A 22,196-nucleotide genomic window follows, 5' to 3' on the forward strand; every position below is an offset into this window, starting at 1 on the left:
GCCATAGAATAAAAAGGTGATTGGCTATGAACGCAATAACAGACAACAAGCCTGCCACGGCAGCGGTCAAGCACCGTCGGCGCTTGCCCACCGAGCTGAGCATCTTCCTGGTGTTGATCGGCATCGGCCTGGTGTTTGAGCTGTTTGGCTGGATCGTGCGAGACCAGAGCTTCCTGATGAACTCCCAGCGCCTGGTGCTGATGATCCTGCAAGTGTCGATCATCGGCCTGCTGGCCATCGGTGTGACCCAGGTGATCATCACCACCGGGATCGACTTGTCTTCCGGCTCGGTCTTGGCATTATCGGCGATGATCGCTGCCAGTCTTGCGCAAACATCTGATTTTTCCCGTGCGGTGTTTCCGTCCCTGACCGACCTGCCGGTGTGGATTCCGGTGGTGGCGGGGCTCGGCGTGGGGCTGCTGGCGGGCGCGATCAACGGCAGCATTATCGCGGTGACCGGTATCCCGCCGTTTATCGCAACGCTGGGGATGATGGTGTCGGCCCGTGGCCTGGCGCGTTACTACACCGAAGGCCAGCCAGTGAGCATGCTCTCGGATTCCTACACGGCCATCGGGCATGGCGCGATGCCGGTGATCATCTTTCTGGTGGTGGCGGTGATCTTCCATATCGCCCTGCGCTACACCAAGTACGGTAAGTACACCTACGCCATCGGCGGCAATATGCAGGCGGCGCGCACCTCGGGGATCAACGTCAAGCGCCACCTGATCATCGTCTACAGCATCGCCGGGCTCCTGGCGGGCCTGGCCGGTGTGGTGGCCTCGGCGCGTGCCGCCACCGGCCAGGCCGGCATGGGCATGTCCTACGAACTGGATGCGATTGCCGCCGCGGTGATCGGCGGCACCAGCCTGGCCGGCGGAGTAGGGCGCATCACCGGCACCGTGATCGGCGCGCTGATCCTTGGGGTGATGGCCAGCGGGTTTACCTTTGTCGGGGTCGACGCGTATATCCAGGACATCATCAAGGGCCTGATTATCGTGGCGGCGGTGGTGATCGACCAATATCGCAACAAGCGCAAGCTAAAACGCTGACGCAGTGCAAAATGTGGGAGGGGCCTGCCCCCTCCCACATTCAGGCCTGTATTCGTCAGATCCAACCGTTTGTCTTCTATATAGCTCCACAACACTGAATTTCTTGCTATAAACGCACTCCGATGACCATTCGCCAAGCCCGTCCTGGTGCCTTTGGGGGTTATCTTGGAAAAAATGCCTGTCTTTTCAGTTGCTGCGCCCTCAAGTCGGCCTTAGACTGCCGCCCCTCGTAAATTGAGTGCCGGGTGGCGCTTGGAATGGATGGCGCCTTTCCGAGACCTGCAGAGGTTGACCGGAACGCTCCCTTATTCGCCTTAATGCACGTATTTTTTATAGAGAAATCAATGACAAAGGAAAAGTTGCTGGCCATGCCGGCGGATGACTACATGAATGCCGAACAGCACGCTTTTTTCGAGCAGTTGCTGCAAGACATGAAAGTGGAACACCACGAGCGCATTGAACAGAACCGCATCGCCATTGAGAGCCTGGACACCCCGGCCGACCCGGCGGATGCCGCCTCCGTGGAAGAAGAGCGCACCTGGTTGGTGAATGCCATTGATCGCGACCAGCGCATGCTGCCGCAACTGGAGCGCGCACTGGAGCGCATCAAGGAAGATTCCTTTGGCTGGTGCGATGACAGCGGCGAGCCTATCGGCCTCAAGCGCCTGCTGATCAGCCCGACCACCAAGTACTGCATCGAAGCGCAAGAGCGCCACGAGCAGATCGACAAGCACCAGCGTCAAGCCTGATGCGCTGAAGCTGGGGGGCGAGTACTGCGCTCCCCAGGGAAAATATCCGTTACGCCCGCTATATTGATCTGTTGCAAGCTCCCCCACTAAAGGCCCATAGATAATGGCCTGATAGTGGCGTTTAATGCAGAGACAATAATGACAAGCAGTGGGGTGACGAAGATGGCTGGAGACGGATCTCTGATGGGCGCAGCAGTGCCACCGCACGCGGTGGTGCGCGGGTTGCCCGGCTGGCTGACGCCGCTTTTGCAGAGCACCGCCGTGGTGCTGGTCCTGCTCGGCCTTGCGTTTGCCAGCCTGCCGATTTATCTCTGCCTGACACTGGCCTTGCTGGTGATCTGGCTGCCCCGTCTGAAAAAACGCACGCCCAGCGCGGCGCCGTCCGAAGCGGTCGATGCGATTGGCGACCTGACCCGCGACCTGTCCTATACCACCAGCCATAACGCATTGTCGGCGGCCGGCGTGGCCTATTCGGTCAAGCAACTGGCTGCGCGCCTGCAGTCGCAGTTGAGCGCTGCCCAGCAGATCGTCAACAGCGCCGAAGTGATGATCGGCACCGAACAAGTTACCTCCCAACTCAGTCACCAGGCGCTGGGCGCCGCCAGCCAGGCGCATCAGCGCAGTACCGAGGGCCGCGAAGTGCTGGCCCAGTCGATCACCCGCATGCACCAACTCAGCCAGCGCGCGAATGCCAGCCGCGAGATGATTGAAGCCCTGAGCCAGCGCAGCGAGGAAATCCAGCGGGTGACCCTGGTGATCCAGTCCATCGCCAGCCAGACCAACCTGCTGGCCTTGAACGCCGCCATCGAAGCCGCGCGTGCTGGCGAGCATGGGCGCGGGTTTGCCGTGGTGGCCGATGAAGTCCGCGGGCTGGCCGGCCGTACCGCTACCGCTACCGAGGAAGTCGGGGTGATGGTGGCCGATATCCAGCAACGTACCGGCCAGGTGGTGGAGCAGATTCGCCAACTGTCGGCGGACCTGCACACCGGCGTGGAGCAGGTGGAACACGCCGGTGAGCAGTTACAGAACATCGCCAGCCTGGCCGCGGATGTCGAAGGGCAGGTCAACGAAATCGCCCAAGGCACCGAGACCAATCGGGCGCAACTCGACAGCCTGTTCCATGCCGTGGAGCAAATGCGCAGCGACCTGACGGTGAGCGACGAGCAAACCCGTCAACTGGCCGATGCCGCCGTGCAAATGGAAGGGCAGGCCGAAACCATCAGCGAACGCTTGGCCGCCGTCGGGCTGGATGACTATCACCAGCGCGTCTACGACCTCGCCCGCGAAGGCGCGAGCCGCATCGCCGAACAGTTCGAGGCTGATGTACTGCAAAACCGCGTCAGCCTGGAGGATCTGTTCGACCGCAACTACGCGGCGATCCCCAACACCCACCCCAGCAAGTACCACACGCGTTTTGACAGCTACACCGATCAGGTTTTGCCGGCGATTCAAGAGGCGCTGCTGCCGCGACACGAAGGTTTGGTATTTGCCATCGCCTGTACGCAACAGGGGTATGTGCCGACACACAACAAGGCGTTTTCCCAACCCTTGACCGGCGATGTACAGGTGGATGCGTTACAGAATCGCACCAAGCGCAAGTTCGATGACCGTACCGGGATTCGCTGTGGCAGCCATCAGCAAGCGGTACTGTTGCAGACCTACACCCGCGATACCGGTGAGTTGATGCACGACTTGTCGGTGCCGATCATGGTCAAGGGCAGGCATTGGGGCGGGTTGCGCCTGGGTTATAAACCCGAAGGCACGAAGGCCAGGCACTAGAGATTGTTGCTGTTTGCGCAATAGAGCTATCCAGGGGATAGCTTTTTCTGAGGGTAGGAAAAACGTAGCATGGCCGCCGTTGTTAGTTAGCTAACGATTGTTGCGGAGAAGCTCCATGCAAAACAAAGTCGATGTCGCTGTGATGATTGGCAGTGGCGTACCCGAAACCCTGCGTGCGCTGGGTCAGAAGGCTTGTTGGGTCGTGCTGCTCAACGGTGAGCAGCGTGGCACCGTCTTCGCCAGCCGTGATGAAGCCGAGGAGTGCAGGGCCGCCTGGCAAGCGCTGTTGCGCATGGAACAGTCAGACAGCTTGCATTGAGGGGCGTTATTGCGCTTGGTGCAGACGCTGGTTCAGTTCATCCACGGCCATCGCCCATTCAGCGTCTTCCCGAAGTTCTTCCTTGAGAAACTGAGCCTGCTGGGGCGTCCAGAAGGGCGCGTCGATCAGCTTGACGTCGTCGGCCAAAGGATGGGCAGCGATAAACGCGTCGATGTCCTTCGGGGTGGAATCCAGGCCCAGTTGATCAAACAGGGTTTCAAGGGTTGGTACTGGCGCATCCATATCGTTCTCCATGCCGGTTTTTGGGGGGGTATGCATCGGAGGCTTGTCGCGCAGTAGAGTTCTATCGGATTCTCAGGAGGTCAACGCCCCTGAGTCCACCGCTGTCTTGAGGGCCCTGGCGGCTTCTTTTGCCGCGACGGCGGCGGCGTCCGCGGTCTTGAACCAACGATCTTTTTCCACTTGGTGCATTGTGATCGTGGTCAAGGGAGGCTTGGCACGCATTACGATAACTGCTTGGAATTCTCCGTCTACTTCCTTGGCTTCGCCATGGATAAAAAATTCGCCAATATCAAATTCCGTCACGTATAACCTTCCCTTCAAGGTAACTGCACTGATGAAACCTGACCCGCACGGGGCAAACTTCAATGGACGGGCCAGTATGGCAGTTGTTGAGGGGCGACGGCGCGGTAAAGTCATCCAGGTGACGAAACGATCCCGCCGTGCGGGGCGTGCAGGGCGGCCTCGAGGGTTTTTGCCAGTTCGCAGGCGCGGATATGGTTGCTGCGAAAGCCTTTGATCCTGCCGCTGGTGACTTCCAGAATATGAAAGAAGTTGCGTCCGGCTGGTACAACTTGATAAAGCACGGAGTTTGAGTACCCATCATGGCTGTGCAAGCAGTAGTATTGGCGCTCGTCTTGATAGGATGAGTGAGTGCTGGAAGACGTAGCGTTGTGTTGACGTCGTTGCATGGTCAGCTCCTGTCGATCGATCTGGTTGGCCCGCCAGCAGCGGAACGGGTGGTTTTGACCCGTGTTGCTGTTTTAATATTGTCGTCGGCGATCGGTACTCGGTTCCATTCCAGATGTTTTGTTTTGTGCAGGTTGTCGGAAACTGCGCTTTTTAATTGGGTTATTCTCTGAAGCTGGTCGACCCGTCTTCTCGGGCTGTTAAACCTGTGATTTGCTGTGAAGATCGATGGCCTGCATAAGGCTCGTCGTGTATGCCTGTATTAGTCTTACGGCACCGCAGGGGCTTTTTTCAGGGTTTTTAATCAATGCGTTGTGTCAGCGTGCCGGTATGGCCGCTTTTTTGTGCTGCCCGTTCCGGCGGACGGTGCTTTTTTTGATCTGGGGGCGTTTCCTTGGCAGTCAGTAATCTGGATATGCACGCGTTATTCGTGCTGGGTGATTTGCGCGCAAAGTTGGTCAAGCAGTTTCAATCCCGTTTTGTTTACATCACTGAACAGACACCGGAAGGTATCTATATCGCCGAGATCGATACTGAATCGGCATTGGTCGTGGATGACAAACAACGCCTTGAACTCAAGGTCGGTGATCATTTTCGTGCCGCGGTATTGCCCAGTCGCGAAGGTGGCAAGTTTGAATTGAAGTTCCGCGATATCAAGTTGACGGTGTATGGCTTGGGCGACTATGCCTTTGTTTCCTCGGCCGAAGGCCAGGGCATTGTGTTCAAGGAAGGTCACAGCGTGATGCTGGTGTTTGCCGCCAACGAACAATTGCAGGAAGGCTTGACCAAAACCCTCAAGGCCGTGACCGGCAAGGCCGCCAAGTGGCGCAAGGGTGAACTGGTGACCTTCAAGGCCAGCGAATAACCCGCTCGTACAGCAAACAGCCTTTATCTCCCGGAACCTCTACTACAGTTGAGTTGACTTAACTATTCAGAGGCTTCGCGCAGTGGCGGCCAAGCCGTCCGTTATTGCAGCGAACACGTGAGGTGCAAAGGCATGAAAGGATTGAGATCCCTGTTGGCGGCGTCCCTGGCGAGCCTGAGTCTGTCGGTGGCTTCGTTGCCGGTTTCGGCTGCACAGGCGCCTGTGCATTTCGCCGACCTGAACTGGGAAAGCGGCAGTCTGATCACCGAAGTGCTGCGCTATATCGTCGAGAAGGGCTATGACCTGCCCACCGACACCTTGCCCGGCACCACCATCACCCTGGAAACCGCCCTGGCGAAGAATGACATCCAGGTGATCGGCGAAGAATGGGCAGGCCGCAGTCCGGTGTGGGTCAAGGCCGAGGCCGAAGGCAAGGTGGCCGGGGTGGGCGATACGGTCAAGGGCGCCACCGAAGGCTGGTGGGTGCCGGAGTACGTGGTCAAGGGCGACCCCGCCAAAGGCCTTAAGCCCCTGGCACCAGACCTCAAAAGTGTCGCGGACCTGGCGCGTTACAAGGACGTGTTCAAGGACCCCGAATCCCCAGGCAAAGGGCGCTTTCTCAACAGTCCCATTGGCTGGACCTCGGAAGTGGTCAACAAACAGAAACTCAAGGCCTACGGCCTGGACGACAGCTATGTGAACTTCCGCAGTGGCTCGGGGGCGGCGTTGGATGCCGAGATAACTTCCTCGATTCGTCGCGGTAAGCCAGTGCTGTTCTATTACTGGTCGCCGACGCCCTTGATGGGGCGCTACAAATTGATCCAGCTGGAAGAGCCGGCGTTCGATGCCGAGGCGTGGAAGACGCTGACGGATGCGGACAATCCCGATCCGAAGCCGACACGGTCTTTGGCGTCCAAGTTGAGTATCGGCGTGTCCACGCCGTTCCAGAAAGAACATCCGCAGATTGTCGGGTTCTTCGAGAAAGTCGAGTTCCCGATCGAGCCGCTGAACAAAGCCTTGGCGACCATGAGCGAGAATCACACCGCGCCACGGGACGTCGCGCTGGCGTTTCTCAAGGCGCATCCTGATGTGTGGAAGGCCTGGTTGACGGAGGATGTGGCACAGAAGGTTGAAGCCAGCCTGAAATAGCGTCCCATCCTGCGGTAGAACGCGGGGCAAGAATGTGGAAGCGGGCTTGTCAGCGTGTGCCCGCTTTCACATTGGCTAGCATTCCAGCCTCAGAAGCGGGTTTGCACCGCCACTTCAAACGTGCGCGGCGACCCCAGGTAATACGCCGGCGACACATGGGCAAATTCGGCATACACCTCGTTGGTCAGGTTGCGCACGCGGCCGGTCACCGAGGTGTGGGCGTCCACCTTGTAGCGCAGGAATGTGCCGAACAGGGTGTAGGCCGGCACTGTCTGAGTGTTGGCGTTATCCGCATACACCTGGGCCACATACCGCGCATCCACGCCGCCTTGCCAATCCTCGGAAAAATCATAGGTCAGCCACAGGTTGCCGACGCGCTTGGGCACATTGGTCGGCGTATTGCCCTTGCGTGAGACCACCGCGCCGCTGGCGATTTTTTCGTTGAACTCGTCGTACTCGGCGTCCACCCAGGCGAAGTTGCCTTCGGCGAGTAGTCGCGGCGTGATGCGCAACGAACTGGCCAACTCAATGCCCTTGGACGACTGTGCGCCTACCGGGATGCTGTTGGTGGGGTCCAGCGGGTCGGTGACGGCAAAGTCCTTGCGCTCGATTTTGTAAGCCGCGACGGTGGCCGAACCGCGACCGTCCAGGTAATCGAATTTACTGCCCACCTCCCACTGTTTGCCGGTCGATACGTCGAATACCTGGGTGGTGGTACTCGGCTGTTCGGCGGCCGTGCTGTATTGCACGTACACGTTGGCCGTCGGGATGAACTGGTAGGTCAGGCCCGCGCGCCCGGTCACCGGCTCCCAACTGCGCGTGAAGTGCCGTGGACTGCTGGCGGTTATCGCGCCATGGTTGGTGACATCCAGGTCGATGGCGTCGTAGCGCAGGCCCGTCAGCAATGTCAGTTTATCGGTCAGGCCCAGGCGATTTTCCACGAACAGCGCTTTGGTGGTGACCTCGTTGGTCTTGTCGCTGATAAAGCCCGGTCGGGTGCCTGGGATGTCGTAAAAGTACCCCGGGTCGTAATGGTCAGGATCGACCGTGCTGTTGCCTGCGGCTCTCAGCGGGCTGTTGGTCGTGCTGTTGACCTTGTATTCGAAGCCGCCGGACCAGGTGGTGGCGAGACCGAAGATGCGGTCGTCGTGGCGCAGCTCGAACTGGTTGCCATTCTGCTCACCCTGATGACGCACCTGGTACGCGGTCGAGCGGTTCACCGCGCTGTTGTCGGCGTTGTACTGGTAGGTCTCCAGGTTGCGGTAATCGCGCTGGCTGTCCAGGTGATACAGGGTGTTTTTCAGCGTGGTGCTGTCGTTGATCCGGTAGTCGATGATCGAACGCGCCCAGAGCGTGCGCTGTTCGTAACGACCGTCGGCGACGTTGTAATTGTTGAAACGGTTGTGTTTATCGATCTTCAGCTCGCCGGCCTTGGGGTTCAGCACCGGCGTGCCCCAGTACGGGCTGTCTTCATGTTCGTCCTGGTATTCCAGGGCCAGGGTATGGGACAGGTTGGGGGTAAGGTCGCTGAGCAGGGAAAACGCTACGCTCCAGGCGTCGCGCTGGTCGCGGTCGATGTAGCTGTGGTTGGTGTTGCGGCTGACGTCCAGGCGTGCGTAATGCTGCACGTCGGCGCTGGGGTCGGTCAGCGCGTGGTTCAGGCCGAATGCCATGCCGGCGGTGTCGTAGCTGCCGTAGGTCAGTTGGCCTTCGGCGGCCTGTTCTTCGCGGGTGGCCAGCTTGGTCACGTAGTTCAGCGAACCGCCCACGGAGCCAGCGCCGTTGATCAAGGACGAGGGGCCGCCGACCAGTTCCACCCGATCATAGATCCACGCATCCACCGGCCGGGCCAGGCCGGTGGCGACGTTGATGCCGTTGAACATCTGGGTGATCTGGCTGCTGGTAAACCCACGATACGAGACAAAACCCCCAAACCCCGGCGGTGCGCTGGCGTTGACACCGGGCAAGGTATTGGCTGCATCCCGGAACGTCTTGGCGCCATGGCGCTCGATGTCATTGCGGTTGGCGATCGCCACCGAGGCGGGCGTTTCGCGCACGCTCAACCCCAGTCGCGATGCCACGCCGCTGGACTGGTCCAGGGCCAGGCCGGGTTCGTGGGAGGGTTCGCCATCGATGGTGGTCGGGGCCAGTTCGAGCGCCCAGGCACAGACTGGCAGGCAGCCGAACAGGCCTGCCAACAGAGGTAAATGTTTCATGCTTGAATCCTGAAAAACCTGCTTGAAAACAACGCACAGTCGCCCGTACTTCCTTACGGAAACGGTGTCAGTGCAGATCAGAAAGCGCGAGGATCAGGCGAGGGCGGGAGGCGCCCGTGGGTGGGCCGTGGGCCAGGTGAAGCGGGCAGGAATGTCAGCCGCCAGTACGATAGCCGGCGGCGGTGCGTGGGGTTGCGGCAACACCGCGACGTTGAGGCTGGAGTTCAGCGCCGGGCCCATGCCGCCGGTCGAGCACAGCGGGCAACCAAACGCCTTGGACAGCGTCGGCAGGCTTTCATCGGCGGGGGTGGACGGCTTGGGCGCCTGGGTGCGTGGGTCGACGGTACAGAACTGCCCGCCGATGCCGTTGAGCTGCATGCCCACCATCTGCCCATGACCAATGCTGCACGCGAACACATTGAACAGGACGCTGCAGTAGAGCATCCAGGCAATGAGCGAGCGGTCGGCACGGGTGATTTTCATGGGGTGGCACTTTACCATCGGCCGCCGACGAAATGCCTGCAAAAAATCTCAGGGGGACTATCCTACTTCGCACAAATTCCGGGAGAGGCCGCCATGAGCTTTATCGTCGCACGATGGATCGTCGGTATTTTCACCTTTGTCAGCATGGTGCATTTGTACTGGGCCGCCGGTGGCAAGCTCGGCAGCCTCGCCGCCATTCCTCAACTTCCCGGCGAATTCGCCAGCGGCCCCCGCCTGGCGTTCAAGCCTTCGGCATTGGGCACCTTGCTGGTGGCGATGGGCCTGGTGGCAATTGCCTTGCTCGTTTGCCTGCGGGCCGGGCTGTATTTTTCGCCGGTGTCCCATGGCGCATTGCAATGGGGCATCAGCGCGATTGCCGTGATCATGTTTGCCAGGGCAATCGGCGATTCGGAGCTGGTGGGTTTTTTCAAAAAGGTCGGTGGTTCGCGGTTTGCACGGTGGGATACGTATTTTTATTCGCCGTTGTGCCTGTTGTTGGGCGCCGGGTTGTTGGTGGTGGCGTGGAGTTGATCGCCTGATCGCGCCGCGAGCGTTCACCCGCCTGCAGACCCGCCCCGTGGATTTGGGCGCTTACCGATAGGCGTTGATCCTGCCCACCCGTCAGGCAGCGACCGTTATCCGGATCGTAGTAGCGGTGGCGATGGTAGTGCAGCCCGCTTTCCCGGTCGAAGTATTGACCTTGGAAGCGCAGCGGGTTTTCGATTTTTTCGACGTCCAATCGCGTGATCCGGCCATCGGCGCGGTAGTGCGCGGACCACACGATTTCGCCGTCGGGCGTGGTGAGTTCCTGCGCGGTGCCAAGGTGATCCAGTTGGTAGTGGAAAGGCGTGGTGTGCTGTGGGCCGAAGCCTTCCAGCAGGGCCAGTGGGCGGACACTGTCGGGTTCGTAGACGTAGCTGCGATGCCGTTGCGCGTGGTGCTCGGCGATCAGTCTGTCGCCTTGCCAGAAAAACTCGGTGGTCGTGCCGGCGACGGTTTTGCTGATGCGGCGACCAAACGGGTCGTAGCGGTAGTGGACAGTTTGGCCGTTGGGGCGGGTGAGGCCGATCAGGCGCTGCTGGCAGTCGTAGCGGTATTCGGTAACGACAGAGTGGGCCTGGCCACGCCGTTCGCGGATGAGATTGCCAAAGGCGTCGTAGTCGTAGTGGCGGTCATCCTGGAGCGTCAGACGGTTACCCGCCGGCGTGTAGGCGAAGCGTTCCTGTGGGGCCTGGGAATGATCAGCTCGGACCAGACGGTTTAGCGTGTCGTAGTGGTAGCGGTGCTCGCCTTTGCGGGTGTCGAGCAAGTACCTGAGGTTGCCGGCTTTGTCGTAGCTGTACTGGCGGCGGTAGCGAGTGCCTTCGATATCGCAGATGCCATGGTTGAACAGGCGTGCATGCTCATCGTATTGGTAACTGCTGAGCAGTTTGCCTTGGGCGCGTTGGTGTTCTCGGCCGGCGTCGAACAGGTGAGACGTCAACAGCGCGCCATTGAGTTCAACGGTCGCAAGGTGGCCGCCCTTGTCATGGTTGAACCCTAGCTGGTTGTTGTCCGGCAGGCGCAGGTATTTGAGTCGGCCGCAGGCGTCGTAGCCATAACGGAGTGTGCCCCAGCCCTGGTGTTCGGCGATCAGGCGGTTTTGCGGGTCGTATTCGTAGGTAAGCGGGCGGTAGCCGTCGTCGACGCTGAGGAGGTTGCCCTGGCGGTCGTAGGTATATTCAACAATGCCGCCATCGGGCAGGGTTTTCCTGACCAACCGGCCGGCGTGGTCTCGCCGGTAACGGCTGACGAGCTGACTGCCGTCGGTGCCGTGTGCGGTTTTTTCCAGCAGGTGACCGTTGAGGTCGTAGGCATAGGCGGTGCGTCGGCCGTCGAAGTCGATTTCCTGCTGGAGCCGGCCGTTGGGGTGATAGTCGAAGCGGTAGATTTCGCCGACTTCGTTTTCGATTTCGGCGAGCAACAATCGCACGTGGTCGTAGCGGTAGTTGACCTGGGTGCCGTCCGCATTGATGCGGCGGCTGATCAGGGGCAGACCGTCGGTGTATTCGTAGCGAGTGACGTGCCCCAGTTCATCGCGTTCGGCGGTGATTCTTCCGTAGGGGTTGTAGCTGTATTCCCGCGTGCTACCGCCGGGCATGACCACACGAACCAATCGTCCGACACCGTCCCACTGGTACTGGGTCGCCACCCCATGCTTGTCCTCCTGCGCCACCCTCCGACCGAGATCGTCATAGCGATAGCGCTTCACACTGCCGTTTGGCCAGTGTTCTTCAAGCAACTGCCCACGCTCATTCCACCACCGCCGCAGGCAGCTATGGTCGGGAAACCATACCCCGATCAGTTGGCCATACTGGTTGTAGCTATAGTCGGTAACGTTGCCATCGGGGTCGGTCTGACGAATGACATTGCCTTGGTCGTTATGTGCGTAGTTCCAAACTGCCTGGCCACGACGTACAACTCTTAAGAGTCCATTGTCATACTCGTAGGACATTGGCTCATCTTCCCCCGGAAAAAAAGCGACCAAGCATCCAGCGTCGTCGTACTGATACGCCGTTACCGCGCCGAGGGGGTCTTGCTCGACTGTGAGACGGCCCTTGTCGTCATAGGATCTGAAATGCTTGGCGCCATCCGGACCCACCCGCTGCACCCGCCGTGCCTGCGGGGCATGAACATAGGTTTCCTGACTCCCATCGGCGTTGTGAAGGGTCACGCTACCGTCGTCCCCCCAGGCATACCGCGTGTCCATCTGCAAGAAACTCGCCCAATGCCGGACACATCGCGCCGCCTTGCCAGCTCGTTCCCAAGCCCAAAAGAAGCGCGCGCCGCCGGCTAACTGGCGTTCAAGGATCAAGTGTTGCTCGTCGTACCGATAGGTCTCGCTTTCCCCTACGGCATTGGTCGCCGAAACCAGTCTTCCAATGTCGTCATAGGTGTAGGAAACCACGGTCTGTTCGGTCATCCAATCCCCTGCCGCACCGCCCGCGGGCCGCTGAACCTGGTAATCGAGGGCCACCAAGTGGCCGCGCTCATAACGGAAAAACAGCGAGCGACCGACACTGTTATCCAGGCGTTCAATGTTCCCCAACACATCGCGGACAATTCGCAGCCGGTTGCCGTAGGCATCGCTGATCGCGGTCAGCACACCGTGGCAGAAGTGGTAGAAGCGCGATGCCTGGCACAGCACCAGCTCATCCGGCGGCGCCCCCAGGTAGATCGCGGCGTCGGCCTGGCGATTGCCGGTTGTCGGTCGCGCCTCGGTCGGTAAGGGCAGGGCGGTCGATCGGTGCTCATGGTCGATCCACACCGCCGAGGCGTCTGTCAGCGTCAGCCGATGCGCCAGCGAGTGGCTCCAGCAAACCCCCAATCCGCAGTCCACATCCACCGCACGGGGGTGATAGCACCGCGTCCATTCGAACGGCAGGAGCCCGTCCAGTGCGGCATCGGTCAGCCTCAGCGAATCCAGTGCGCCATACCCGGCGTTGACCTGCTGGGGATACTCGGCCCGGCGTTGATGCATGCCATCCAGCTCAGGTGTGATAAAGGCAATGTGGGAAGCGTTAGTCATCCGTGACGTCTCGGCAAAGGGTAAGACGTCGGAGTCTGCCGCGGAAAAAAGACGCTGGACGAACGGCTGGAAAAATCAGAAGGGGCTGACACACCCAGGGAAAATCCCGCGAAAAAGCAATTGAAAGGGCTACCCAAAAAGTCGATCCGACCGATTGCGAGACCGCCCGTCATCGTTCGCGCAAATAAAACCACTCGTCTTGCCGCCCGGTTTCCAGATATCGGCCGGCGAGTTGAGCCCGCGTTGTGGCGATCCTTCAATCCGTGCGATAAGGCAATTTAGTGGCCCCTTTGTAACAAAATTCTCGCCAGAATCGCTTTTATTTTCAGCTGGTTAGGTGAGGAAGCAAATGCGCAATGTAGGAATCATGCTGATCGCCTGTTCCCTGGCCGGCGGCGCGGCTGCCGTACAGGCGCGGGAGTTGCGCGAGGGCGACAAGTACATGTGCAGTTGGGGCGCGGGCACGGCCGCCAGGGCACAGGAACTCAAGCTGTCGGGCGTTTCACTGTATGCCGCGCGGCAGAAGATCCAGACCATCAAGTTCAACAAGTCATGGATGCGGATGATGGCCATGGGCATCACCGAGCAGACCTATGACAGCCGTTCACGGCTCAAGCCCGAGGCGATTCGCCAGAGTTTCTATCAGGATTGCGTGCGCTACAAAGTGGCGCGCAAATAAGGCGCTTCTTGCTGGTCGAGCAGCGCGGTTTACAAATCCACGACAATCTCAGTGTTTCTATTTGCATACAATTGCCCCCGTCATTGAGGAGGCTGGTATGCAAACGCTTTTTCCCGGGGCGACGTCGGATGATGTCGCCGCGCTGTTCCTGATCGCCGACGTTCGCTGCCGGAAGAGCAGGGCGCACTAAAATGATGACCCCTCCGGAGCCCCGGTCGCCCGACAGCTTGCGCTACTTCGCAGTCGCGGTGTTGTGCGTTGCGGTGTTGCTGGGGATCTATTTCGTACAACTCAATGCCAAAGTCGACCGCCAGCGTGAACAGACCGTCGAGTACCTGGCTCTCTGCAGGCAAGTGGAGCGCGTGGCCAGTGCCGCGTCGGCAAACAGGATTGAACTTAGCAATACGTGCAAACAGTTGAGCGGACAGTCATCGAAAAGTCTGACGCCGAGATCGATTGATAACCCTTCTTTATAAAGGGGAATAGTACTTCAAAGTCGCGATGGTATTTGCACCAAAAAGTGGCACTTATATACCTCCCTACCTTGATAAATGTGTGGTTATTGAAGGACTTACGATTGTTTTATTCCGACGAAAGGATTAAAACCATCTTGTTACGGGATTAGGCAATCGGTACTATAGCCGGGCGTTCACCTCCCACGGTTTATGCATTTTTTAAATCCCAAGTTTCCATCAGCTACTTGGGATTTTTTTTGCCTGGGATTTGTTGTCGGCATCAACAAGCTCCGCGCGCATCCGACCATTGTGCTTGGCTTGGTACAGCAACTCGTCGATGTTCTCGGCAAACTCGAGCATCACACTGTTCCATCCAACTCGCTGGATGAGATTACCGATTTCGGTGGCGAGCAAGTCGATAACCTGCCTGAGCACATTCGAGTGAAGCGCCCCGACGCAGAATCTGCACAGGCCGCCGGACAGAGCGCGGAACTACAGGCGTCGCAGAAAGGATTTGACGATGTGCCGGGTGGTATCGGTAGTGTCCAGCTCGTCCATCGCACTGTAGGCGTGCCAGCGGCAATCGATGATTTCGTTGCACGGCCGTGCTTGCGCGATGTTCACCACCGACGCCTCGAACACATGGTGCAGCGTGTCGCGCGCCTTCAATTCCTGCAGGTACAGCAGTCCGTCGACGTTCAACCCGGTTTCTTCTTCCAGCTCCCGTTCGGCGGCGCCTACCGGGCGCTCGTCGCGTTCGACCTTACCGCCCGGCAACGCCCATTTAGATCTGGCTTTGCGCACGAAGAGGATATGCCCCTCGTGTTCGCAAATCACCGTTGCGCGTATTTTCATCGTCTGTGCCCCGCAGCGAGATGTCTGTCATAAAAGTGTAATGCAAATGTCATGCTGGGTGGTGGTGGCGCATCTGCGTGAGGATATAGATACTGGTCGATTGACGACAACGCACGAGGGGAGCAGATGAAGACGGTACGTTGGGGCATGATCGGCTGTGGCAGCGTCACTGAGTTAAAGAGTGGACCTGCTTTCTACAAAGCGCCAGGTTCGGCCCTGGTGGCCGTGATGGGGCGCCGCGAAGAGGCTGTGCGCGATTATGCGGCACGCCACGGCATTGGTCGTTTCTATACCGACGCCCAGGCACTGATCAACGACCCTGAGGTGGACGCGGTGTACATCGCTACACCGCCCGACAGCCACCTCGAATACAGCCTGATGGTCGCGGCCGCCGGCAAGCACTGTTGTGTCGAAAAACCCATGGCGCTGAATGCCGAGCAGGGCGCATTGATGCAGCGCACTTTCGAACGTGCCGGGCTGCATTTGTTTGTGTCCTACTATCGCCGCTCGCTGCCGCGCTTCCAGCAAGTGCGCGACTGGTTGCGCGATGGACGCATCGGCCAACTGCGTCACCTGACCTGGTCCCTGTGCAAGCCGCCAGCCGTCGAAGACACCAGTGCCGCCAATTGGCGCACCGACCCGGCCATTGCCGGCGGCGGCTACTTTGCCGACCTGGCCAGCCACGGCTTTGATCTGTTCCAGTACCTGGCCGGCGACATTGTCGAGGTTGCCGGGTTTACCGCGCGACAGGCCGGACAGTATGCGGCGGAAGACGCGGTGACCGCCTGCTGGACTTTCAGCTCCGGCGCGCTGGGCATGGGCTGCTGGAACTTTGTCGCGGACCGCCGTGAAGATCGCGTCGAGCTGATCGGCACCCTGGGGCGGATCACGTTTGCGGTGTTCGACGACCAGCCGTTGCGGCTTGAAGGGGCGGTCGACGAAGTGCTGGAGGTGCCTTGCCACACGCATATCCAGTGGCACCATGTGCTGGGCATGAACGCCCATATTCGCGGCGAAGCCGAGCACCCCTCGCTGGCGATCGAGGCATTGAAGACCGACCGGATTCTGGACAAGGTGCTGCAACGCAATCCCTATCATCCTGAGTAGTTTTCCTGGCGCCGGCGTTGCATTCACCACTTTCGCCGGACCCTGGCCTGCACTCACAATGCGGGCTTATTTTTTTCAAGGAACAGACGGATGAAATACAAGGCAGCCTGGCTGGCCGTGGGGTGGGTACTGGCAAGCATGGCGACGCAGGCGGCGCCACGTGAGCAACGGCCGGCGGGGGACTTTGATTTTTATGTGCTGTCGCTGTCGTGGTCGCCGACGTTCTGCCTGGCGCACCCGAACAACGAGCAATGCAGCGGCAAAGGCTACGGGTTTGTATTGCATGGGCTATGGCCGCAATACGCGCGGGGTGGCTGGCCGGCGTCGTGCGATACGCAGTCGCGGCTGTCGGCGGATGAGTTGGCCAAAGGCGCGTTGATATTCCCCACGCAGGCATTGCTCAAGCATGAATGGTCCAAACATGGCACCTGCAGCGGCCTGGAAGCCACGCGTTACCTGCAAGCCACCGATGCGGCCTTGGCCACGGTGCAGATCCCGCAGCAATTGCAGCCGTTCAACGTGCCGGGTTACCTGGAGGCACGGGAGATCGAGGCGCTCTTTCGCGAGAGTAACCCGGCCATGGGCAACCATGGCGTGGCGGTGATCTGCAAGGGCAAGGTGCTGTCCGAAGTGCGCGTGTGCCTGAGCAAGGAACTGCGTTTTGCCGGCTGCCCCAAGAGCGTGAAAACCCAGTGCCGGGACGGTGATATCCGCATTCCGGTTCAGCGCTGATCGGGCGCCTGGAGCGAGTGCAATGCGATGGCCGCCGGGGCCTCGGTTGACGTCGACACCCCGACGCGGCCCGCCAGGTAACGCGCTGGCGGCTGGCCCACGGCCTTGCGGAACATGGTGATAAAACCGCTGGCATTTTCATAGCCCAAGTCCAGGGCGACCCGCTGCACACTTTCGCCCCTGGCCAGTCGTTGCAACGACAGGATCACATGCAACTGCCGACGCCAGCGGCCGAAGCTCAGGCCTGACTCCTCCAGCAACAAGCGCGTCATGCTGCGCTCGCTCATGCCGATGCGCGCCGCCCACTGGCCGAGCGTGGCCTTGTCGCCGGGGTTGGCCAGCAGGCTGTCGGCCAGGCGACGCAGCCTCGGGTCCTGGGGCATCGGCAGGTGCAGGCCTTCGATGGGCGCCTGGGCCAGCTCGTCCAAAAGCGTGTCGATCAAACGCCCCTGCGCACTGTTCACGTCGTACAACTGCGGGAAGCTCACCGCCTTGCTGATCAACTCATGCAACAGGCCGGATACCGACAGGGTGCAGCATTGCGAGGGCAGGCCGCCGGCAGCCTCCGGGTCGATCAGCAGGCAATACAACTCAGCTTCGCCGGCGCCACGCGCGGCGTGGGGCATGCCGCCGGGAATCCACAGCGCACACTGGCGCGGCACAATCCAGATGCCGGCCTCGATTTCGCAATGAATCACCCCGCGCAGTGTGTACATCAACTGGCCTTTGCGGTGGGTGTGCTGAACGTGCTCCCAACGCTCGGACGTACTGGTCGCGCTCACGGCCACCACCGCACGCTGGACCAGATCGGCATCCTTGGCTAACAACGGATCATGCAGGTCCAGGCGATGGCGTTTCATGGTGAGCTCGCAGCTTGGCTGAATTGCGAAACATTCTGGCTATTCTGTGCAATGCCGTCCAGCTTCGTCAGCCTTATAGTGAGACTCCCTCTCATTAAGGAACTCTGCCATGCGACTCGACAGTTCAGCATTTCCCGTGGTGAAGATCGTTTTTGATGCGCCGAATGAAGGCGGGTCGCAGGACAGCTTCGTGATGTTCGAAGGCCTGCTGGCACGTCAGCAATCTTTTGTGTTGCTGTATGAAAAAGCCTTGGACGAACTGAATCACGCGCACTCCTACGAAGAGCGCGAGCACGCCTCGCACTGGATGAAGACACACCGGCAGGCCCTGCGTGCGTATGTCAAAGGCATGATCCAGGTGGAGCCCTGCGCGGCCAAGCGCCGGGCACTCAAGCCGTTCGCCGCGACGTTTGGCAATGCCTGGGGTTATCCGCTGCTGATGGTGGCGTCCAATGACCAGGCGTGGGCGCTGGCGCGGGATGTGCTGGATGAGCAGGTGTCGGATGTGACGTATTTCTAAGCCATACACCGCCTCCCGCCAGTGGGACTACCGAGCGCATTGAAGTATCCTCCGCGCCCCGCTTACCACTGATTCAAAGAACGATGACAGGACAAGACATGCAGGCGCTGTTGGAGTCGATTCTCGACGAAGTTCGTCCACTGATCGGCCTCGGCAACGTCGCCGACTACATTCCCGCGCTGGCCGACGTGCCCGCCGATCAACTGGGGATCGCCGTGTACGGCAACGACGGCGCAGCCTACTGCGCCGGAGATGCCGATACCCTGTTCTCGGTGCAGAGTATTTCCAAGGTGTTCAGCCTGGTGCAAGCCATCGACCACGGCGGCGAAACCATCTGGGAGCGCCTCGGCCACGAGCCCTCGGGGCAACCGTTCAACTCCCTGGTGCAGCTGGAATTCGAACGCGGCCGCCCGCGCAACCCCTTTATCAATGCCGGCGCGCTGGTGATCTGCGATATCAACCAGTCACGCTTTGCCGTGCCGATTCTGTCGATGCGCGACTTTGTGCGGCGCCTGTCGGGCAACCCGCAGATCCTGGTCAACAGCGTCGTCGCCGAATCGGAAGCGCAACACGGCGCGCGCAACGCGGCCATGGCCTACCTGATGAAGTCGTTCGGCAACTTCCATAACGACGTCGACGCGGTGCTCCACAGCTACTTCAACTACTGCGCGTTGCAGATGAGCTGCCTGGACCTGGCCAGGGCGTTCAGTTTCCTGGCCAACGAGGGGGTGAGTGCCCACAACGGCGAGCAGATCCTGACTGCGCGCCAGACCAAGCAGGTCAACTCGATCATGGCCACCAGCGGGCTATATGACGAGGCGGGGAACTTTGCCTATCGCGTGGGTTTGCCGGGCAAGAGCGGGGTCGGCGGCGGTATTGTCGCGGTGGTGCCGGGGCAGTTCACGGTGTGCGTGTGGTCGCCGGAGTTGAACGCGGCGGGGAATTCGCTGGCGGGGATCAAGGCGTTGGAATTGTTGAGTGAGCGGATTGGGTGGTCGGTGTTTTGAAGCCGCTCCCGTGTGTGCAGGAAGCATCACGAATCCAAATGTGGGAGGGGGCTTGCCCCCGATTACAGTGTGTCAGTCAATACAGCTGTGACTGATCTACCGCTATCGGGGGCAAGCCCCCTCCCACATTTTGGTTCGGTCTGCTATCGCCTGTCAGGCAATCGCATCCCAGGCCCGATCGCCGTGCTCGTCTTTGATCCGAGTCGGCAAGCCCATCACGTCCAGCGCTTTCAGGAACGGCTCAGCCGGCAGTTCCTCGACGTTGGCCATGCGCTTCACATCCCACTCACCACGCGCTACCAGTAGCGCAGCGGCGACCGGCGGCACGCCGGCGGTGTAGGAGATGCCCTGGCTGTCGGTCTCGGCGTAGGCTTCTTCATGATCGGCCACGTTGTAGATGAACACCTCGCGCGGCTGGCCATCCTTGGTGCCTTTGACCAGGTCGCCGATGCAGGTCTTGCCGGTGTAGCCGGGGGCGAGCGAAGACGGGTCGGGCAGCACGGCCTTGACCACTTTCAACGGCACCACTTGCAGGCCTTCGGCGGTGGTGACCGGCTTTTCGGAGAGCAGGCCGAGGCTGTTCAGCACGGTGAACACGTTGATGTAATGCTCGCCGAAGCTCATCCAGAAACGCACGTTGGGCACGTCGAGGTTTTTCGACAGCGAGTGAACTTCATCGTGGCCGGTCAGGTACAGGTTCTGCGAACCGACCACAGGCAGGTCGTCGGTGCGTTTGACTTCGAACATGGTGTTGCTGGTCCACTGGCTGTTCTGCCAGCTCCACACCTGTCCGGTGAATTCGCGGAAGTTGATTTCCGGGTCGAAATTGGTGGCGAAGTATTTGCCATGGGAGCCGGCATTGACGTCGAGAATGTCGATCGAATCAATGCGGTCGAAATGCTGTTGCTGCGCCAGCGCGGCATACGCGTTGACGACACCCGGGTCGAAGCCCACGCCAAGGATGGCGGTGATGTTCTTCTGTTTGCACTCTTCCAGGTGGTTCCATTCGTAGTTGCCGTACCACGGCGGGGTCTCGCAGATCTTGCCCGGCTCTTCGTGGATGGCGGTGTCGAGGTAAGCCACGCCGGTATCGATGCAGGCACGCAGCACCGACATGTTGAGGAAGGCGGAGCCGACGTTGATGACGATCTGCGATTGTGTCTCGCGGATCAGGGCCTTGGTCGCTTCCACGTCCAGGGCGTTCAGCGCGAAGGCTTGGATGTCGGCGGGTACTTTGAGGCTACCCTTGGCCTTGACGCTGTCGATGATGGCCTGGCATTTGGAGATGTTGCGCGACGCAATAGCAATACGACCGAGTTCGTCGTTGTGCTGCGCACACTTGTGGGCCACCACCTTGGCGACACCTCCTGCACCAATGATAAGAACGTTCTTTTTCAATTGCTTTATCTCTCCTTTATCCGCCAGCTTACGAAAGGCTGGACAGGTAGTCGTCGTAACCAAATTCACGAACCACCTCGACTGTACCGTCGAGTTGTTTCACTACGATGGACGGCATTTTCAGGCCGTTGAACCAGTTTTTCTTGACCATGGTGTAGCCCGCGGTGTCGATGAACGACAGCCGATCGCCGATGGCCAACGGACGATCAAATTGATACTCGCCGAAAATGTCCCCGGCCAGGCAGGATTTGCCGCACACCATGTAGGTGTGTTCGCCCGTGCTCGGCGCCAGCTTGGCATTGAGGCGGTAGATCAGCAGGTCCAGCAGGTGGGCTTCGATGGAACTGTCGACCACGGCCAGGTGTTTGCCGTTGTACAGCGTGTCGAGCACGGTGACTTCCAGCGAGGCGCTGTTGGTGATCGCCGCTTCGCCGGGTTCCAGGTACACCTGCACGCCGTACTTCTCGGAGAACGCCTTCAAGCGCGCACAGAATGCGTCCACAGCATAGTCTTCACCGGTGAAATGGATACCGCCGCCGAGGCTGACCCACTCGACCTTGTGCAGCAGCGCGCCGAAGCGTTCTTCGATGGTGCCGAGCATCTTGTCGAACAGGCTGAAGTCGTCGTTTTCGCAGTTGTTGTGGAACATGAAGCCGGAGATCTGCTCGATCACGCCTTCGATCTTCACCGGGTCCCATTCGCCCAGGCGGCTGAACGGACGCGCCGGGTCGGCCAGCAGGTAATCCGAACTGCTCACCTGCGGGTTGACGCGCAGGCCGCGGGTCTTGCCTTCGCTACGTTCGGCAAAACGCTGCAGTTGGCTGATGGAGTTGAAGATGATCTTGTCGCAGTTTTCCAGCATCTCTTCGATTTCATCGTCGGCCCAGGCCACGCTGTAGGCGTGCGCCTCGCCTTGGAATTTCTGGCGACCGAGCTTCAATTCATACAACGACGACGACGTGGTGCCGTCCATGTATTGCTGCATCAGGTCAAACACCGACCAGGTGGCAAAGCACTTGAGCGCCAGCAACGCCTTGGCGCCGGACTGTTCGCGCACGTAAGCAATCTTCTGCATGTTGACCAGAAGTTTCTGTTTATCGATGAGGTAGTACGGCGTTTTGATCATTTTTGAGAGCCTGCGGCGGTGCCTGCCAAAAAAGGACACGCATTGTGCCCGCACTTGGAGCAGATCGAAAGGTTAGCGGGCGGATTTTGCGCGTCGGGTTTCCAAGCATAGCCCCGGAATATGACTCTCCAACGGCATGCATCGACCCAATGTGGGAGGGGGCTTGCCCCCGATAGCGTTGTGTCAGACGCCCGATAGGCCAGCTGATCCACCGCCATCGGGGGCAAGCCCCCTCCCACATTCGGATCGCGGTGTGTCCAGGGCGCTGACATCAAACCGTCATCTGTCCACCACGTTCCTGCCACATTGCGCCGCTAATGTCCTCGCCAATGAGATCGATCTCAAGCGAG

22 protein-coding genes and 1 pseudogene are annotated in these 22,196 nt (G+C 59.8%); 12 read left to right on the forward strand and 11 right to left on the reverse strand.

Annotation, left to right across the window (positions count from 1 at the left end; all coding sequences use genetic code 11):
- Positions 1-26 precede the first annotated feature (26 nt).
- The 4 genes from ACP7E3_RS15475 (at position 27) to ACP7E3_RS15490 (ending at position 3,896) form a co-directional block, all read left to right on the forward strand.
- Positions 27-1,049: an ABC transporter permease gene (locus ACP7E3_RS15475; RefSeq protein ID WP_017846553.1), complete on the forward strand. Its 1,023-nt coding sequence runs from the start codon at positions 27-29 to the stop codon at positions 1,047-1,049.
- 344 nt (positions 1,050-1,393) lie between these two features.
- Positions 1,394-1,798, forward strand: a complete 405-nt coding sequence (locus tag ACP7E3_RS15480) for a TraR/DksA family transcriptional regulator (protein WP_010564800.1) — start codon at positions 1,394-1,396, stop codon at positions 1,796-1,798.
- A gap of 546 nt (positions 1,799-2,344) precedes the next feature.
- A complete protein-coding gene (locus ACP7E3_RS15485; protein WP_371928173.1) occupies positions 2,345-3,577 on the forward strand; it encodes a methyl-accepting chemotaxis protein in 1,233 nt (410 codons plus the stop codon).
- 115 nt (positions 3,578-3,692) lie between these two features.
- The gene (locus ACP7E3_RS15490) at positions 3,693-3,896 is read left to right on the forward strand and encodes a hypothetical protein (RefSeq protein WP_017846551.1); all 204 of its coding nucleotides are present in this window, start codon (positions 3,693-3,695) and stop codon (positions 3,894-3,896) included.
- A gap of 6 nt (positions 3,897-3,902) precedes the next feature.
- Here ACP7E3_RS15490 and ACP7E3_RS15495 read toward each other — a convergent pair whose 3' ends face one another.
- The 3 genes from ACP7E3_RS15495 to ACP7E3_RS15505 all read right to left on the reverse strand — a co-directional run bounded on the left by ACP7E3_RS15495 (position 3,903) and on the right by ACP7E3_RS15505 (position 4,828).
- Positions 3,903-4,139, reverse strand: coding sequence for a DUF2789 domain-containing protein (locus tag ACP7E3_RS15495; RefSeq protein ID WP_017846550.1), 237 nt, complete (start codon positions 4,137-4,139; stop codon positions 3,903-3,905).
- Positions 4,140-4,211: 72 nt separating this feature from the next.
- Positions 4,212-4,442 (reverse strand): hypothetical protein, encoded by a 231-nt coding sequence (locus ACP7E3_RS15500; protein ID WP_017846549.1) that lies wholly within the window; start codon positions 4,440-4,442, stop codon positions 4,212-4,214.
- A gap of 110 nt (positions 4,443-4,552) precedes the next feature.
- Positions 4,553-4,828, reverse strand: a complete 276-nt coding sequence (locus ACP7E3_RS15505) for a hypothetical protein (protein ID WP_081610137.1) — start codon at positions 4,826-4,828, stop codon at positions 4,553-4,555.
- 413 nt (positions 4,829-5,241) lie between these two features.
- Between ACP7E3_RS15505 and ACP7E3_RS15510 the strand changes: the two genes are divergently transcribed.
- Positions 5,242-5,691, forward strand: a complete 450-nt coding sequence (locus ACP7E3_RS15510; protein ID WP_017846547.1) for a hypothetical protein — start codon at positions 5,242-5,244, stop codon at positions 5,689-5,691.
- Between the two features lie 132 nt (positions 5,692-5,823).
- Positions 5,824-6,840 (forward strand): ABC transporter substrate-binding protein, encoded by a 1,017-nt coding sequence (locus ACP7E3_RS15515; RefSeq protein ID WP_046383697.1) that lies wholly within the window; start codon positions 5,824-5,826, stop codon positions 6,838-6,840.
- Between the two features lie 89 nt (positions 6,841-6,929).
- Here the strand turns inward: ACP7E3_RS15515 and ACP7E3_RS15520 are convergent, their stop codons facing one another.
- Positions 6,930-9,056, reverse strand: a complete 2,127-nt coding sequence (locus ACP7E3_RS15520; RefSeq protein WP_128192571.1) for a TonB-dependent receptor — start codon at positions 9,054-9,056, stop codon at positions 6,930-6,932.
- Positions 9,057-9,149: 93 nt separating this feature from the next.
- On the reverse strand, positions 9,150-9,539 hold the full coding sequence (locus tag ACP7E3_RS15525) for a DUF2946 domain-containing protein (protein WP_046383695.1): 390 nt from the start codon (positions 9,537-9,539) through the stop codon (positions 9,150-9,152).
- Positions 9,540-9,632: 93 nt separating this feature from the next.
- On the opposite strand from ACP7E3_RS15525, the gene ACP7E3_RS15530 reads away from it, so the two are divergent.
- A complete protein-coding gene (locus ACP7E3_RS15530) occupies positions 9,633-10,070 on the forward strand; it encodes a DUF3995 domain-containing protein (RefSeq protein ID WP_046383694.1) in 438 nt (145 codons plus the stop codon).
- Between the two features lie 88 nt (positions 10,071-10,158).
- Here ACP7E3_RS15530 and ACP7E3_RS15535 read toward each other — a convergent pair.
- Positions 10,159-12,996: pseudogene (locus ACP7E3_RS15535) on the reverse strand (DUF6531 domain-containing protein); the annotation flags it as partial.
- 460 nt (positions 12,997-13,456) lie between these two features.
- Between ACP7E3_RS15535 and ACP7E3_RS15540 the strand changes: the two are divergent.
- Positions 13,457-13,786, forward strand: coding sequence for a hypothetical protein (locus ACP7E3_RS15540; protein ID WP_026139966.1), 330 nt, complete (start codon positions 13,457-13,459; stop codon positions 13,784-13,786).
- Positions 13,787-14,478: 692 nt separating this feature from the next.
- Here the strand turns inward: ACP7E3_RS15540 and ACP7E3_RS15545 are convergent.
- Positions 14,479-14,655, reverse strand: coding sequence for a hypothetical protein (locus ACP7E3_RS15545; protein WP_156422910.1), 177 nt, complete (start codon positions 14,653-14,655; stop codon positions 14,479-14,481).
- 78 nt (positions 14,656-14,733) lie between these two features.
- Positions 14,734-15,096, reverse strand: a complete 363-nt coding sequence (locus ACP7E3_RS15550; RefSeq protein ID WP_046383693.1) for an NUDIX hydrolase — start codon at positions 15,094-15,096, stop codon at positions 14,734-14,736.
- A gap of 126 nt (positions 15,097-15,222) precedes the next feature.
- Between ACP7E3_RS15550 and ACP7E3_RS15555 the strand changes: the two genes are divergently transcribed.
- Together ACP7E3_RS15555 and ACP7E3_RS15560 are read left to right on the forward strand one after the other, a co-directional pair.
- On the forward strand, positions 15,223-16,203 hold the full coding sequence (locus ACP7E3_RS15555) for a Gfo/Idh/MocA family protein (RefSeq protein WP_057004684.1): 981 nt from the start codon (positions 15,223-15,225) through the stop codon (positions 16,201-16,203).
- Positions 16,204-16,293: 90 nt separating this feature from the next.
- Entirely contained in the window at positions 16,294-16,935 is a 642-nt protein-coding gene (locus ACP7E3_RS15560) for a ribonuclease T2 family protein (protein WP_046383691.1), read from the forward strand.
- On the opposite strand, the gene ACP7E3_RS15565 is transcribed toward ACP7E3_RS15560, so the two are convergent.
- Entirely contained in the window at positions 16,926-17,795 is an 870-nt protein-coding gene (locus ACP7E3_RS15565; RefSeq protein WP_426123616.1) for an AraC family transcriptional regulator, read from the reverse strand. The two genes, ACP7E3_RS15560 and ACP7E3_RS15565, sit on opposite strands and share 10 nt — an antisense overlap.
- Positions 17,796-17,904: 109 nt before the next feature.
- On the opposite strand from ACP7E3_RS15565, the gene ACP7E3_RS15570 reads away from it, so the two are divergent.
- The gene (locus tag ACP7E3_RS15570; protein WP_017846536.1) at positions 17,905-18,315 is read left to right on the forward strand and encodes a hypothetical protein; all 411 of its coding nucleotides are present in this window, start codon (positions 17,905-17,907) and stop codon (positions 18,313-18,315) included.
- Positions 18,316-18,413: 98 nt separating this feature from the next.
- Positions 18,414-19,322, forward strand: coding sequence for a glutaminase B (gene glsB, locus ACP7E3_RS15575; RefSeq protein WP_079444045.1), 909 nt, complete (start codon positions 18,414-18,416; stop codon positions 19,320-19,322).
- Positions 19,323-19,475: 153 nt separating this feature from the next.
- On the opposite strand, the gene ACP7E3_RS15580 is transcribed toward glsB, so the two are convergent.
- On the reverse strand, positions 19,476-20,720 hold the full coding sequence (locus tag ACP7E3_RS15580; protein WP_017846534.1) for a saccharopine dehydrogenase family protein: 1,245 nt from the start codon (positions 20,718-20,720) through the stop codon (positions 19,476-19,478).
- A 28-nt stretch (positions 20,721-20,748) separates the two neighbouring features.
- Positions 20,749-21,846 (reverse strand): carboxynorspermidine decarboxylase, encoded by a 1,098-nt coding sequence (locus ACP7E3_RS15585; protein WP_017846533.1) that lies wholly within the window; start codon positions 21,844-21,846, stop codon positions 20,749-20,751.
- Positions 21,847-22,196: the final 350 nt, after the last annotated feature.

The sequence above is a fragment of the Pseudomonas sp. PSPC2-3 genome, assembly GCF_049898265.1.
GTDB classification, from domain to species: domain Bacteria; phylum Pseudomonadota; class Gammaproteobacteria; order Pseudomonadales; family Pseudomonadaceae; genus Aquipseudomonas; species Aquipseudomonas veronii.

Excerpts from the sequence above, each read along its gene's own strand:
- ACP7E3_RS15475 (WP_017846553.1), top strand. The coding sequence starts at position 27 with ATGAACGCAATAACAGACAACAAGCCTGCCACGGCAGCGGTCAAGCAC.
- ACP7E3_RS15480 (WP_010564800.1), top strand. The coding sequence starts at position 1,394 with ATGACAAAGGAAAAGTTGCTGGCCATGCCGGCGGATGACTACATGAAT.
- ACP7E3_RS15485 (WP_371928173.1), top strand. The coding sequence starts at position 2,345 with ATGATCGGCACCGAACAAGTTACCTCCCAACTCAGTCACCAGGCGCTG.
- ACP7E3_RS15490 (WP_017846551.1), top strand. The coding sequence starts at position 3,693 with ATGCAAAACAAAGTCGATGTCGCTGTGATGATTGGCAGTGGCGTACCC.
- ACP7E3_RS15495 (WP_017846550.1), bottom strand. The coding sequence starts at position 4,139 with ATGGATGCGCCAGTACCAACCCTTGAAACCCTGTTTGATCAACTGGGC.
- ACP7E3_RS15505 (WP_081610137.1), bottom strand. The coding sequence starts at position 4,828 with ATGCAACGACGTCAACACAACGCTACGTCTTCCAGCACTCACTCATCC.
- ACP7E3_RS15510 (WP_017846547.1), top strand. The coding sequence starts at position 5,242 with ATGCACGCGTTATTCGTGCTGGGTGATTTGCGCGCAAAGTTGGTCAAG.
- ACP7E3_RS15515 (WP_046383697.1), top strand. The coding sequence starts at position 5,824 with ATGAAAGGATTGAGATCCCTGTTGGCGGCGTCCCTGGCGAGCCTGAGT.
- ACP7E3_RS15520 (WP_128192571.1), bottom strand. The coding sequence starts at position 9,056 with ATGAAACATTTACCTCTGTTGGCAGGCCTGTTCGGCTGCCTGCCAGTC.
- ACP7E3_RS15525 (WP_046383695.1), bottom strand. The coding sequence starts at position 9,539 with ATGAAAATCACCCGTGCCGACCGCTCGCTCATTGCCTGGATGCTCTAC.
- ACP7E3_RS15530 (WP_046383694.1), top strand. The coding sequence starts at position 9,633 with ATGAGCTTTATCGTCGCACGATGGATCGTCGGTATTTTCACCTTTGTC.
- ACP7E3_RS15540 (WP_026139966.1), top strand. The coding sequence starts at position 13,457 with ATGCGCAATGTAGGAATCATGCTGATCGCCTGTTCCCTGGCCGGCGGC.
- ACP7E3_RS15550 (WP_046383693.1), bottom strand. The coding sequence starts at position 15,096 with ATGAAAATACGCGCAACGGTGATTTGCGAACACGAGGGGCATATCCTC.
- ACP7E3_RS15555 (WP_057004684.1), top strand. The coding sequence starts at position 15,223 with ATGAAGACGGTACGTTGGGGCATGATCGGCTGTGGCAGCGTCACTGAG.
- ACP7E3_RS15560 (WP_046383691.1), top strand. The coding sequence starts at position 16,294 with ATGAAATACAAGGCAGCCTGGCTGGCCGTGGGGTGGGTACTGGCAAGC.
- ACP7E3_RS15565 (WP_426123616.1), bottom strand. The coding sequence starts at position 17,795 with ATGAAACGCCATCGCCTGGACCTGCATGATCCGTTGTTAGCCAAGGAT.
- ACP7E3_RS15570 (WP_017846536.1), top strand. The coding sequence starts at position 17,905 with ATGCGACTCGACAGTTCAGCATTTCCCGTGGTGAAGATCGTTTTTGAT.
- glsB (WP_079444045.1), top strand. The coding sequence starts at position 18,414 with ATGCAGGCGCTGTTGGAGTCGATTCTCGACGAAGTTCGTCCACTGATC.
- ACP7E3_RS15585 (WP_017846533.1), bottom strand. The coding sequence starts at position 21,846 with ATGATCAAAACGCCGTACTACCTCATCGATAAACAGAAACTTCTGGTC.